The sequence below is a fragment of the Pseudoalteromonas simplex genome, assembly GCF_015278155.1.
GTDB classification, from domain to species: domain Bacteria; phylum Pseudomonadota; class Gammaproteobacteria; order Enterobacterales; family Alteromonadaceae; genus Pseudoalteromonas; species Pseudoalteromonas simplex.
On the sequence record NZ_JADILN010000004.1, the window covers coordinates 312,443 to 326,678 of the forward strand.

The window sequence follows — 14,236 nt, forward strand, 5'->3', positions numbered from 1 at the left end:
TCACTCTCTTTTGAAAATATAATTAAATTTATTGATATAAGCTTGTTCAGAGAAATTCTCAGCTGAAGAGTTAAGACATTCAACTCTAATTTTTTTATCTTCACTTACATGCACTAATAATCTTCTAAATTTATTCTTTAAATCATCATAATCATCTTGTCTATATGTATAACCTGTTTTTTCTGGAGTTAAATAACTAGAAGTTCCGCATTCAAGAGGACATATAACTGGTATACCTACTGAAAGTGACTCAAGTACAGAAATCGATGCTGGCTCATTTCTCGCGGTTAGGAGAAAAAAGTTACTACAACTTAACTCTTTTAAAGTTCTTGAGTGGCTCAAATTACACATAAACTCAACATTATCACCTAAGTTATGTTCTTCTACATATTCAAGTAATTCCTGATAAACTGTTGCGTGTTCCTTCGTTGTGTTCTCCCCTATAATTTTTATCTTACAATCAAACTCTTGTGCCAGCTTTAATGCCCAAATAAGCCTTTTTCTTGCCGTAAATTTACCTATAACAGCCACAGCCTTCTCACTTGAGTATCCCTCAATTGCAGAAGTTTCATTTAGGTAATCAAATCTTGATTCAACTACGAAAGGTAGGAATTTTTTTATTCGAGTATCTGTCCCTCCAATTGGTGTTATCCATTCCGCATGAAAAATTGTTTTATAAAATTTTTGAAAAAAATATCGAAATGTATTCTTTGCCTCTATTTCCAAAGTCTCCTGAGTATAGAAACAAATTTTTATCCCTAATAACTTAGCAATAATTGTAGAAACAATTGAAAAAAATCGCCCAGGATCACGAATTATGATTAAATCAGCATTAAAATTCTTTATTGTATTAAAATATTCAAAAAAACTTGGAAAAGCATAGTATTTATTAACTTTTTGGGTTTTTAAAAACTTAGATAGAAATCGAGAAAACTTCCCTTCTTCTATTTTTATAGGCGTAAGTACTGCGTAATCTTCAGTAGGACCTTTTATAAGAACATGAAATTCAACTTCAACACCTTCATTCAATAAGGCTTTTACTATTCCTATTTGATTTGTATGAAATCGCGGAGCTATGAATAAAACCTTATTAATTGCACTCATATTTTCTCACTTTAAGTATTATAAATAAAAATAAGAAGGCATTAAAAAACATACCAACAAGCGAAAAACACATAACAGCTAAATTTAAATCATTATATATATGAATTGGAATAATAATAGAAGAAAACCTAAAGGCCATTAGTGCTAGCTCATAAATAAAAAACTCTTTTTGTAACTTTAAGGGAGCTATTGCTGCTGTAGCAGGTTTATTGATTAATGCAAAATATAACCAGAATGAAAGTAAGGCTGCATAGTCACCTGCTTTTTCCCACTCTTTTCCTAAAATAAAAGAAAATATATCTGAACCATAAAAAATTATAATGATAAAAACAGGTAATGTAACTACAGCTATAGCCGCTGAGCTCTTCAACAAACTTCTTCTGATTTTCTTTTTCTTGTTAATTGAGTCGGATAACTCTTTAAAATATACCCTAGTTAATGCTTTGCCAATAAGTTGTGATGGCATTCCTACAAGCTTTCTTGCCATACCATATTTACCACTAGCTTCAATAAAGCCTAGTTTATTGAATATAAGTACAGGAAGACCCTGACTAACGCTTGCAAAGAAAGTTTGCGGAGTCTTAAATAGTGGGAAATCCTTATATTTGATAAATGTTTTGTACAAAACTGGTAAACTATAAAAACGAAAAAAAGGATTGCTATCAACTTTAATTACACAGTAATAAAAAAGCATGATTTGTATCAAATACATCGCTAAGTGCCCTGCTATAAGGCCATTGAATGTTATTTGAGAATACATTTTCGAAGAAATTGCCACAAGAACATTAATTAATGCACTAAAGGCTAAGATTAAAGCTATAGCTTTAAAATTTCCATGCTTAGTGAGCCAGCTAAGCAACACTTCATGAAACATCAAAAGTAAAGGTAAGAGAATAAAATAATAATTTAACTCAATATCCTGAAAAGATATTACCTTTAGAAAAAGTATTGATATAGCTAATAGGAAAGTAAGAAATATAGCTATGTAACTTGCGATAACAGAGATTTTATACTGTTCATCTTTCCTGTCAGTCAGGATGATTGCACCACCTAATGAAAGGCAAGAGAGTGGCGCCAAAATTAAAAAAATAGCGAGGTAAAAAGAATACTCACCCCAGTAATGAGGTGAGTAAAGTCTTGATAAAATAGGAATAGTTAGAACATTGATCAATTGTACTATCAGATTAGAAGATACTAAATGTTTAACTCCTTTAAAAACTTCTTTTAAGTTCATCTAGCGTTACTTGCTTTGCAATACCAATCTACAGCTATTTCAATTCCATCCTTAATTTTGAAGTCTGGTGAATATCCAAGCTTCTCTTTAGCTTTTGTAATATTTGCTTGGGAATGACGAACATCCCCAACGCGGAAGTCTAAATACTTAGCTTTATTAGAAGTATTGTAATTTAATTTCTGTAACGTATCATTTATAGCTGCATAGAGCTCATTTAAAGTTGTTCTATCACCTACTGCCACATTATAAACTTCATCTTTGGCACCTTCTGAAGCTGTTGCAGCCAAAATATTCATTTGAACAGTATTTTCAATAAAACAAAAATCACGGCTTGTTTCACCATCACCATTTATGTAAACATCTTCGCATTTAATCATTGCCGCAGTCCACTTAGGGATTACCGCGGCATAAGCGCCATTTGGATCTTGTCGCTGACCAAAAACATTAAAATAACGTAAGCCTATTGTTTTAAACCCATAAGTCCGTGCATAAACCCCTGCATAAAGCTCATTTACATATTTAGTTACTGCATACGGCGAAAGTGGATTACCTATGTTTTCTTCAACCTTTGGTAATGCAGGATGATCGCCATATGTCGAGCTACTCGCGGCATAGGTAAAGCTTTTTACGTTTGCCTCTTTTGCTGCTTGTAGCATATTTAAAAATCCTGTGATATTAGCCGCATTTGTTGTTAGGGGATCGGCGATAGACCGTGGTACAGAACCAAGTGCCGCTTGGTGTAACACATAGTCAACGTTACCTGTTAATGCTGTTTCACAATCTTGGTAATTACGAATATCACCTTCAATAAATGTAAACTTAGCCCACTGTTCGGCAGTAACTAAACCTTGTACTTCATCAAGATTATATTGATGACCCGTTGCAAAGTTATCTAAACCTATTACTGTTTGATTTAACTTTAATAAATGCTCTAATAAGTTAGAGCCTATAAAGCCAGCCACACCTGTTACTAACCAAGTTTTAGGTTCTGCTTGTAAGTTTATTTTAGTTTGTTCGTAACGAGTCATGAAGAATCCTATGAATATACTTTTAAAAGACGCAGGGCTTGTGCCCCATGGGTTGCAACTTAGATGGTGACTTTTATAAACGCATATCTACGCTATCTTTAGGGAGAACATATTTTAAGTCATAAAGTACATGTTCTGCTTTACCTAATGCTCTAATATGCTCTGCACCCATCGTTTTGAACTCGTTATGGCCTACTGCTAGTACAATTGCATCATAATTATTTTGCTTGTGTTCAGTAGTCAGTTTTAAGCCGTATTCATGCTCGGCTTCTTCAATTGAACACCAAGGGTCAACTACATCTACATTAATATTGTATTCTTTAAGCTCTGTTATAATATCAACTACTTTCGTATTACGTAAATCAGGGCAGTTTTCTTTAAAGGTTAAACCCATAACAAGTACATTTGCGCCTTCAACATGAATTCGCTTTTTAAGCATTTTTTTAACAAGCTCTGATACTACATGTTTACCCATACCATCGTTTAGACGACGACCAGCCAAAATCATCTCTGGGTGGTAACCTACGCTTTGCGCTTTATGTGTTAAGTAATATGGATCTACACCAATACAGTGCCCGCCAACTAAACCAGGGCGGAATGGTAAAAAGTTCCACTTAGTACCCGCTGCCTCTAATACTTCAAGCGTATCAATTCCTAATTTGTTAAAAATAATTGATAATTCATTAATTAAAGCAATATTTACATCTCGTTGAGTGTTTTCAATAACTTTAGCCGCTTCTGCCACTTTAATTGAGCTTGCTTTATGCGTGCCCGCGGTGATAATTGATTTATAGAGCTGGTCAACTAGCTCAGAAATTTCTACTGTTGAGCCACTAGTTACTTTTAAGATATTAGTAACGCGGTGTTCTTTATCACCAGGGTTAATTCGCTCTGGTGAATAGCCAGCAAAAAAATCTTGATTAAATTTAAGCCCCGATACTTGTTCTACTACAGGTAAGCAAGCTTCTTCTGTCGCACCTGGGTATACAGTTGACTCATAAATTATAATATCACCTTTTTTCACTACCTTACCAAGCATTTCGCTTGCTTTAACGAGCGGAGTTAAATCAGGCTGTTTATGCTCATCTATTGGTGTTGGTACTGTTACTATGTATGTATTACAGCTTTCAAGGTCACTTACTGTATGTGAATAACTTAAATTCGGTGATTGTTTTAGCTCATCATCGCTAACTTCTAATGTAGCATCATGGCCGTTTTGTAGTTGTGAAATACGACCTTGATTTATATCGAAACCTAACGTTTGATATTTTTTACCAAATTCGACTGCTAATGGTAGCCCCACATAACCAAGGCCGATTATGCCAATCTTTAAGTCCGTTAATGAATGATGCATTTTAATACTCTTCTAAATTTAAAAATACTTTAATTAGCATGCTACAAGTTACATGCCCTCTACCGCTTGTTAAAGCACGCTTTTCAATTATTTTAATTACCCGATTTATACTCGTAGTTATAATAGCCATAATAGCCGTATGCATTACTGGCTTTCTTTATAACACCGTTAAATACCACGCCTTTTACATCTATACCGTTTTGTTCAAAGCGGTTACGAGTAAGCTCTATTTCGCGTGCATGATTTTGTCCAAAACGAGTTACTAGTAATGTAGTACCTGTGTGGGCACTCACAATCGCAGGGTCTGTTACCGCTAAAATAGGTGGCGTATCTATAATTACAATGTCGTATTTGTCTTTTACCTGCTCAACCAACTTAGTAAAGTTGCTATGCATTAGTAACTCAGACGGATTTGGTGGTATTTGGCCACGAGTGATAACATCTAAATCTTGTACTTGTGATGTTTTAGTTACCTGCTCTAAGCTTAAGCGACCAGATAATATATCACTTAAGCCATCATCCCATTTCATACCAAACTGGGTTTGTAAGTAACCTTTGCGCATATCAGCATCGATGATAAGTACTCTTTTACCACTTTGTGCCAGTACTGTTGCTAAGTTAACCGATATAAACGATTTACCTACACCTGGGCTTGGGCCAGATATTGCAATAATGTTGTTTTTAGCCTCCATCATCGCAAAGTGCAAGCTTGTACGCAGGCTACGTAGCGCTTCTATCGATAAATCAGCTGGGTTATCAACGGCGAGTATTGATTTAGGTTTATCTTTACTTTTACGGGCACGACTAAAGCCGGTGAGTTTATCTTGGTAATCTGAGTAAGGTACACTTGCATATACTGGTAAGCCTAAAGCTTCAATCTCGTTAGGGTCTTCTACCCCTTTATGAATTGCTTTTTGAATAAGCACTATAGCAACTGCCAGCATACCGCCCAGCATAGTTGCCATTACTACTATTAATGCTTTTTTAGGCTTAACTGGTTTAGAGGTATTTACTTCAGCATGGTCAATTATGCGTACATTACCAACAGTGCCTGCGCGTACAATGTCTAGCTCTTGTGTTTTACTTAAAAGTAGCGTGTAAATTTGATTGCTAACTTCTACATCGCGTTTTAAACGTAATAGCTCTTGTTGTGTTTCTGGCAGGTTACCCACTTCACCCACTAAGTTTTGCTTTTGTTTTTGGACTGCTTCTATTTGCTCAAGTACGCCTTGGTAAGTAGGGTGACTTTCTTTGAATTTACGGCTTAGCTCAAGGCGTTTTAGCTCTAGCTCTTGTAATTTAGTTTCCAGCTCTACTACCTGCTCAAGCACACCTTGAGTTTCAAGAGTTATGTTGATTGATTGGCGTTTAATTTGGTAGTCATTGAAACGCTGCTCAGCATACTCTAGCTGCTTTTTAACTTCGGGTAATTGTACTTCTAAAAATTCTAGTGATTTTTGTGCCTCTGCGCTATTACGCTCTACATTTCGGCGCACATAAATTGCCGCTACTTTATCAAGTACTTTTTCGGCAAACTGTGTGCTTTCACTTTGTAAGCTTAAATTAATAATACCTGAGTCTTTACCTTTTTCGCTTGCACCTATAGCAGCTTGTAAGTCTAAAATCGTATTTAAGCGATCTTTACGTACTAATGTAAATTCAGCTCCAGATCGAGCAACTAAACTGCGAATAGTTAAGTTAAATTTGCCATTACTTAGCTCTTCGCCCACTTTACCTTGTAAGATAACTTCGTCTTCACCATTTAACAAAGTAAAGCTTTTATTTTTATCAGTGCCCTCACCTGCAACGAGTGTAAAACCAGCACCAATCGCTGAGCGAGGTACATCAAACCTAAATACGTCAATGCTCTCGCCACCCCAAGCGTAACTTGATGCACCTACACTAGGTTCTGCTAAATCACCACTTTCCATCGGGGTAAATTTTCGAAACGCTCTATTACCAATCACCGGGAATAGTTTAGGTTCAGCTACTATATCAAGCTTTAAGGTATCAACAGCCTCACCTATCACAGAGCGTGACTTTAGTAGCTCTATTTCGGTTACAGCAGCAGATGTACTTTCGAACATACCGGCCATATCATCAAAGCCAGGGACTGATGCGCCGCCGTCTTCAACTTGGATCATGGCTGTTGCTTGGTAAACAGGTGTTGCAAACACCGCATAAAACACACCTACAGCCATAAATACAGCTGTAACGGCTGCAATAAAATACTTGCGGTCGATTAATGCACCTAATAAAGCCATTAAATCGATTTCTTGACTGGTTTGGTCTTGCGCTGTTCTATTTTGTTTATTGTTTGCTGCTAATGCAGTGGGCTGAGCATTCATGTACTAGCCTTTCCTTATAAATACTTTTGCCAAGCGCTACATGCGCTATCGATTAATGCGTAAACATGCTCAAAGGCTTCTTGACTTTGGCGGTAAGGATCGGGGATTTCTTTATCGCCAATCCACTTGCCTAGCAAAAATGTTTTGCCGCGTGCTTGAGGGTAACGTGCGCACAAATCGTTAACATGGCGCTGCTCCATCACTAAAATAACGCTATTATTTGCCACCAAATTTGAGGTTATTTGCCTACCTTGGTGCTCGCTCATATCAATATTATGAGCAGTGGCTATTTGCTTTGCTTGTGCATCGGCAGGTTTACCCTCTAGGGCTGTGAGCCCAGCTGATGAAACGGCTACGTTTTTACCTTGTAGTTTACTTTTTAATACATATTCGGCAGTTGGGCTTCGGCATATATTACCTGCACAAACTACTAATACAGAATCAAACATACAGCCTACCTTTAGTTTGTGTTTGCAACGTCGTTTACACGATCAATCGTAGAAACTGATGGTAACAGCAAGCTAATTACACGATTCCAACGTGCAAGCGGCGCTGACGTTACATATACAATGTCGTGCGGTTCAAGTTCAAACTGTTCAGCAAGCACTAATGCAGCAACATTCTTAGCATGAAGTTGGTATACATCAGCAATTACGCCATCAGTGTTTAAGTTACGTTTGCGAAGAACAAATACACCATTAGCGTCGGCTGTATTTTCGTTTAAGCCACCAGCATCGCTTAATGCTTCTGCTAAATTTAAACCATAGCGATTAACACCCACTGTACCAGCGCGTTTTACATCACCAAGTACAAACACTTTTTGCATATCATTACGACTTACGTGCACAATATCGCCATGCTGCAATAAGCGGTTTTGCGAAATATCGCCATAGGCATAAAAATCATCTAACTTAATAATTTCCGTTTTATCACCGCGAGTAAATGTCACGGTGCGCCAGTCAGCACTTTCTGTTAGGCCGCCGGCTTGGTTTAGAGCATCAATTAAAGTTAATGGGATCTCTGTAACTGGTAATACACCTGGTTTGTTTACTTCGCCTGTTACATAAGCTTTTTGACTTCTAAAGCCAACAACTTTTACATCAACCTGTGGCTCTTCAATTACTCGGCTTAGGCGCTTTACAAGCTCTTTATGAACTTGTTGTACTGTTTTACCAGCGGCTTGAATATTAGGCGCGTATGCATAGGTAATTGTGCCATCGGCTTGTACACGAAAGCCATCAAACTCAGCTGTACGTTGCACTGCCGCGGGAATGGTTAACTCTGGATGATCCCAAACACCGATTGTAAGTACATCACCTACACCTAATTTGTACTGATAATTAGATGTATCTATGCCATCTAAACTGGAAGGCGTGAAGTTTTTAACTTGAGATTGCTTTTGTTGATTTATTAAAGAAGAGTCAATGATTTGAATATTAACCTTTTCGAGTTCCTTCTCTACATTATCTACTTGTTCGCCCGACTCGATTCCTTCGAAATGGCTGCCGGGGATGATTGTACAGCCTGTCATTGCTAGTAACGCAAATGACGTCACAATTGTTTTACAGCTAAGCGCCATTGTTATTTCCCAAATAATTTTTCTTAAAACGTCCAGTTTAAATAAAACCATATCTGTTTATTTTTTTGCTGCCTAATTAAAGCATGGCAACTAGATGTTCGCAAGACTGAGTGTTTAGTAAACGCTCACTTGTGACAGTTTTTTGCAAAATAGTTAATAAGTACTTCTTGGCTCATTCACTTAGTACTAGTCTAGAAGTCCTATTTGGATAAACGAGAATCTAAGAAGCTTTAACTTAACAATTTGTATGTTGACTTCTAAGCTGCCTACTAATTAAGGCTTTATCACTAGTTTTCATTAACACAAAGAGAAGTAAACGAGATTAAATGAGTAAGACAAAACGTCTTTGTTTACTCTTCAGCGCAGCGTCTCATAGCCTCTTCGTGAATACCCGTTACTAGTCTTATTGCACAAAGAGAACTAAACGAGATTAAATGAGTAAAGCAAAACGTCTTTGTTTACTCTTCAGCGCAGCGTCTCATAGCCTCTTTGTGAATATCCTTTACTAGTTCTTTTTAGCACAAAGAGAAGGAAACGAGAGTAAATGAGTAAGACAAAACTTCTTTGTTTACTCTTTAGCGCAGCAGCTCATAGTCTCTTTGTGAATATCCTTTACTAATCCCTATTGGCATAAAGAGAAATAAACGAGATTAAATGAGTAAGACAAAACTTCTTTATTTACTCTTCAGTGAAGCAGCTCATAGCCTCTTTGTGAATATCCTTTACTAGTTCTTTTTAGCACAAAGAGAAGTGAATAAGAGTAAATGAGAAAACCAAATATTTCTTTGTTTACTCTTCAGCGCAGCGCCTCATAGTCTCTTTGTGAATATCCTTTACTAGTTCCTATTGGCATAAAGAGAAGTAAACGAGATTAAATCAGTAAAGCAAAACTTCTTTGTTTACTCTTCAGCGCAGCGTCTCATAGCCTCTTTGTGAATATCCTTTACTAATTCCTATTGGCACATAGAGAAGTGAATAAGGCTTATTAATTCATTATTGTTTTTTTATAAACTTAAATTAAACCTTTTTATTCCATCAACAAGCTTAAGCGCGTTAAAGTTTATAAGTAGCCCCGCGTTGACTTTAGAGAGCTTCATATATGTTAGAATCTGTGCAGAGTGAATTGGCAATAATTTATCAACAGATTTCAGTTCAATAACTAATTTATTAGGTATAAACAAGTCCAATCTATAGCCAGCTTCTATCTCTAAATTCTTATAACGAATTGGTAAAGTTAATTGACGTTCAACTTTTATACCTGCTTGCTGAAGTTCGTACATCAAGCAAGCCTCGTAACTTGACTCTAACAAGCCAGAGCCTAATTGTTTATGCACTTCAATTGCATACCCGATAACTGTTTGCGTTAGATGATCAATATCCATATTTATCATAAAACATCCCGCTTCATTTTAATGAATGACTTTTAAGCCTTCTGTTAGTAAATCATTAAAACCTAATTTGCACAAAGAGAAGTGAATAAGAGTAAATGAGAAAACCAAATATTTCTTTGTTTACTCTTCAGCGCAGCGCCTCATAGTCTCTTTGTGAATATTCATCACTAGCTTCTAGTTGCACAAAGAGAAGTGAATAAGAGTAAATGAGTAAGGCAAAACTTCTTTATTTACTCTTTAGCGCAGTGTCTCATAGCCTCTTTGTGAATATCCTTTACTAGTTCTTTTTAGCACAAAGAGAAGTGAATAAGAGTAATGAGAAAACCAAATATTTCTTTGTTTACTCTTCAGCGCAGCGCCTCTTAACCTCTTTGTGAATACTCATCACTAGTTTCTAGTTGCACTAAGAGAAATGAATGAGGGTAAATGAGAAAACCAAATATTTCTTTGTTTACTCTTCAGCGCAGCGTCTTATAGTCTCTTTGTGAATATCCTTTACTAGTTTCTAGTTGCACTAAGAGAAATGAATGAGGGTAAATGAGAAAACCTAAATAACTCCTCTTTAGCGCAGTGTCTCATAGCCTCTTTGTGCGATTAGATGTCTTTGATGTAGGCGTGAAATTTGTTTCGCGCGACATGTTCGCAGCAGTGCCGTGTTTGAGACGCGCCAAGCAAGCGTGACGCCTACGCCTTGTCTAGCCCTTCGGCATTCACCATTTTGTAGGCGTGAAATTTATTTCGCGCGACATGTTCGCAGCAGTGCCGTGTTTGAGACGCGCCAAGCAAACGTGTCGCCTACGCCTTGTCTAGCCCTTCGGGCACGCTTCCGTTCCAGTTCGTCGCAGAGCTCCTCTCGCTCCAGCTTGAAAGCAAAACTATTTGCTTGTCTAGCCCTTCGGGCACGCTTCCGTTCCAGTTCGTCGCAGAGCTCCTCTCGCTTCAGCTTGAAAGCAAAACTATTTGCTTGTCTAGCCCTTCGGGCACGCTTCCGTTCCAGTTCGTCGCAGAGCTCCTCTCGCTCCAGCTTGAAAGCAAAACTATTTGCTTGTCTAGCCCTTCGGGCACGCTTCCGCCCCTAGGTTGCAGTTCCTACGTACTGATTTTATTGTTATTTTTTTAATGTTAAAACATAAAGCCTACACTGTAGGAGGTGTTTTAACGCCGAACATTTTGAGTATGTTCACGGCTAAAGCCGTTCCTACGTATTACCCGTTCTGTAGGAGGTGTTTTAACGCCGAACATTTTGAATATGTTCACGGCTAAAGCCGTTCCTACGTATTACCCGTTCTATAAGAGGTGGTTTAACACCGAACATTTAAAGCATGTTCACGGCTAAAGCCGTTCCTACATAAACATCGCGCTGGAGCACGACTTATAAACTGATTTCTTTATTTTCTACACTTACGCTTATTTGTTTATTCAGCAAATTAATGAGAAGTATGCTGCGCATATCGCCATCTGGCTCTTGGTAAATAGCCTGTACGTTTTTAAATGACTCTGTATTCAAATAAACAACATCCCCCGCTTTTGGTAACGCAGAAGTTATCTCACACATATCATTCATAGATTTGAGTTGCGCAATCAACTGTTCTGAAACAAGCTGAAATTGCTGGCCGTATGTTACAAAGCCACTTACGCCTCGAGTATTTTTTACCGCAGAAAAGTTACAGTTTTTCGTACATAACTTTATGAATATATAATTAGGGAAGAGAGGTGATATTCGAATAGAACGGCGCCCTTTAGCAATGCGCTCTATTTGGTGTTCAGGAATGAAGACTTCAAAACCTTGGTTTTGAAGGTTAATTTTAGCTCTTTGTTCTTGTTTTGATTTACAAAAAAGTAAGTACCAACTTTCCATAGCCACACCTAAAATACTCATGTTCCTTAAAACCAATCCAAAAGGACTGGTTTTTATGAGCCAGCGATTATACGCAGAGAAGTTAGGTGTGTCTATTAGAAACGGATTAAATGTATGATTTATTAATTTGCTGTGCAATTCTGGTATTCTTATCACAGCTGAAGATAAACTTTCTTTTTGGAAGAAAACCCTTGATGCCTAGAAAGGAAATAGCTTTACAATTGTAAACCTCGACCCATAGACTCACTTAGCGTGTTTTCTAAAGCCTTTCATCGCATATACGCCAAAAGTGTAAGTAGCTCTTAATAAGCCAAGCTTTTCTACATCTCTATAAAATCGCCATTGATATGATAAAATTTTAAGTTTATTAGCACTCATACCAACTCCAACACGGTAGCGAGCAAGAGGCTCTCTCAAACAATATGCTGCGGGAACTTCTTTTAAAATATCTAACCATAGCCCCATATCTTGTCGCTTACGAATTAATGGCATATATTTTTTTCCAAGTTGCTCGGCATCGTACATAGCGGTTAAACAACCTATAACATTGCTATACATTAATTTGCTATAAGTTGTACTCTTTGGAGGAGTTACGATCCCAGCTAGTTTATTACCTGAAAATTTTTGGTAACTTGTATAAGTCAAAGCATGATTATTTTTTTGAGCAAACAAAACCTGCTTTTCTAACTTTTTAGGTAGCCAAAGATCATCAGCATCCAGAAAAGCAATATACTTACCCTTTGCATTCTTTATAGAGTTGTTTCTAGCAGCTCCAGCTCCTTGGTTCTGTGGTTGAATAAATAATTTAACCCTAGAGTCAGAATCAGCATATTTTTTAGCAATAGCAACTGTATCATCTGTTGAGCAATCATCTGTTATTAACAGCTCCCAGTTATTATAAGTCTGGGCTAGAACCGAGTTTATGCTTTCAGCTAAATACTTCTCTGCATTGAAGGTCGGCATAACAACCGAAACTAAAGGCTTCATTTATTATCTACCTAAACCAAACAAGACCACTTTGATAGTTTTCAAAAAGATCTTCATATCTAAAAAAGTGCTATGATGTTTTATGTAGTGAATATCGTATTTATGCTTCCAGATAGCATCATTTAGCGAAGCGCCATAAGGGTAGCTAACTTGTGCAAGACCTGTTAGACCTGGTTTTACGGCATGACGAAAACGGTAATATTGAATCTCTTGTTCAAGCTCTTTGATAAAAACTTCCCGCTCAGGCCTAGGTCCTACCATCGACATATCCCCTCTTATAACATTAAATAGCTGTGGCAATTCATCGATTCTGGTTTTTCGTATAAAAGCCCCAACCTTTGTTACTCGAGAGTCATTTTCGCTTGCCCATTGTGCTCCGTTTGCTTCAGCATCAACTCGCATAGAGCGAAATTTGACTACATTAAACTCAATATTGTATTGCCCAGTACGAGACTGTCTATATAAAACAGGTCCTTTGGACTCGAGCTTTATTAAAATAGCTGTAATCAAAATTATTGGAGACGTCAAAAAAAGCAGCAGTAAAGCCGACGATAAATCAATAAACCTTTTTGCTCTTTGAGTGCGTTTTGTTGATAAAATTGAAAAAGCTTTTTGGTGTAAAAAGTAACTACTTTTTAATAATGAAACCTCTGTATAGCCAAACCTTTCATCAAGATAACTTACCAATGGCTCAACCCACGCACCTAGCTCAGTTGCTGTTACCAAAAACTCTCTTTGATGGTCAGAAAGGTGAATATTTTCATAATGAGTTATGATTTTTTCATCAAGATTAACTAAAGAGTAATCATTGAAGTGCACTTTAATTTCATAATTTGATAAAACACTTCTAATCGCTTCGACTTGCGCTTCTGGGCAATAAACGTATATTTCACTTGTATTATAAGCATACTTAGGCGCCTTAAAGGGCTTTCCATTTTTTAAATTTTTAATCATTAATAATATTCTATAGAACAAGCTAGAAGAGAAAAGTGTCAAAGTCATTAAGTAAGTAACTCCATGTGCTATATCTATGCTTAGTAGCCTCATTGGCAGTTATGGTTTATTCAACACTAGATGACTACATCAGCATTGCCACAGCAGTTGTGACACGAGATTACCTATTTAATAAAATTGAAACAAAATACATTTAGTATTCAGTTTAACTATTTATTACGCATAAAAGAAAACCACCCCAAAGCATAAAAACATATCCTTGTAAAAAAAACTGTTACCTAATGTAAAAACTTTTTAAAAAGTGCGACTGCATTCAGCAAAAATTTAAAGAGCGGTATTATACACTAAATTAATATGTTTTAAAGAAAGGGAAAGCTCTACATTTTTTATTTTCTGATG

Annotated in this window: 11 protein-coding genes; all 11 read right to left on the minus strand. The window is 36.9% G+C overall.

The features are described 5' to 3' along the window. The 11 genes from IRQ78_RS10705 to IRQ78_RS10755 all read right to left on the minus strand — a co-directional run bounded on the left by IRQ78_RS10705 (window position 1) and on the right by IRQ78_RS10755 (window position 13,837). The gene (locus tag IRQ78_RS10705; RefSeq protein ID WP_194442103.1) at window positions 1-1,104 is read right to left on the minus strand and encodes a glycosyltransferase; all 1,104 of its coding nucleotides are present in this window, start codon (window positions 1,102-1,104) and stop codon (window positions 1-3) included. After that, complete coding sequence (locus IRQ78_RS10710) at window positions 1,091-2,338, minus strand: oligosaccharide flippase family protein (RefSeq protein ID WP_194442106.1); 1,248 nt, start codon at window positions 2,336-2,338, stop codon at window positions 1,091-1,093. Before IRQ78_RS10710 ends, IRQ78_RS10705 begins: the two co-directional genes overlap by 14 nt. Beyond that, complete coding sequence (locus IRQ78_RS10715; RefSeq protein WP_194442108.1) at window positions 2,335-3,366, minus strand: NAD-dependent epimerase/dehydratase family protein; 1,032 nt, start codon at window positions 3,364-3,366, stop codon at window positions 2,335-2,337. The genes IRQ78_RS10710 and IRQ78_RS10715 overlap by 4 nt, the downstream gene beginning before the upstream one ends. 73 nt (window positions 3,367-3,439) lie before the next feature. After that, window positions 3,440-4,720: a Vi polysaccharide biosynthesis UDP-N-acetylglucosamine C-6 dehydrogenase TviB gene (tviB, locus tag IRQ78_RS10720; protein ID WP_194442110.1), complete on the minus strand. Its 1,281-nt coding sequence runs from the start codon at window positions 4,718-4,720 to the stop codon at window positions 3,440-3,442. Between the two features lie 92 nt (window positions 4,721-4,812). Further along, window positions 4,813-7,068, minus strand: a complete 2,256-nt coding sequence (locus IRQ78_RS10725; RefSeq protein ID WP_194442112.1) for a polysaccharide biosynthesis tyrosine autokinase — start codon at window positions 7,066-7,068, stop codon at window positions 4,813-4,815. A 14-nt stretch (window positions 7,069-7,082) separates the two neighbouring features. Further along, entirely contained in the window at window positions 7,083-7,517 is a 435-nt protein-coding gene (locus tag IRQ78_RS10730) for a low molecular weight protein-tyrosine-phosphatase (protein ID WP_194442114.1), read from the minus strand. 11 nt (window positions 7,518-7,528) lie between these two features. Further along, the gene (locus IRQ78_RS10735) at window positions 7,529-8,647 is read right to left on the minus strand and encodes a polysaccharide export protein (protein WP_194442116.1); all 1,119 of its coding nucleotides are present in this window, start codon (window positions 8,645-8,647) and stop codon (window positions 7,529-7,531) included. A 1,004-nt stretch (window positions 8,648-9,651) separates the two neighbouring features. After that, window positions 9,652-10,038 carry a GxxExxY protein gene (locus tag IRQ78_RS10740; RefSeq protein ID WP_323741553.1) on the minus strand — a complete coding sequence of 129 codons (387 nt, stop codon included), beginning with the start codon at window positions 10,036-10,038 and terminating at the stop codon, window positions 9,652-9,654. A gap of 1,372 nt (window positions 10,039-11,410) precedes the next feature. After that, window positions 11,411-11,917: a transcription/translation regulatory transformer protein RfaH gene (gene rfaH / locus IRQ78_RS10745; RefSeq protein WP_407681617.1), complete on the minus strand. Its 507-nt coding sequence runs from the start codon at window positions 11,915-11,917 to the stop codon at window positions 11,411-11,413. 222 nt (window positions 11,918-12,139) lie between these two features. After that, window positions 12,140-12,883, minus strand: coding sequence for a glycosyltransferase family 2 protein (locus IRQ78_RS10750; RefSeq protein WP_194442120.1), 744 nt, complete (start codon window positions 12,881-12,883; stop codon window positions 12,140-12,142). Between the two features lie 3 nt (window positions 12,884-12,886). Further along, window positions 12,887-13,837 (minus strand): exopolysaccharide biosynthesis polyprenyl glycosylphosphotransferase, encoded by a 951-nt coding sequence (locus tag IRQ78_RS10755; RefSeq protein ID WP_171043870.1) that lies wholly within the window; start codon window positions 13,835-13,837, stop codon window positions 12,887-12,889. Window positions 13,838-14,236 lie beyond the last annotated feature (399 nt).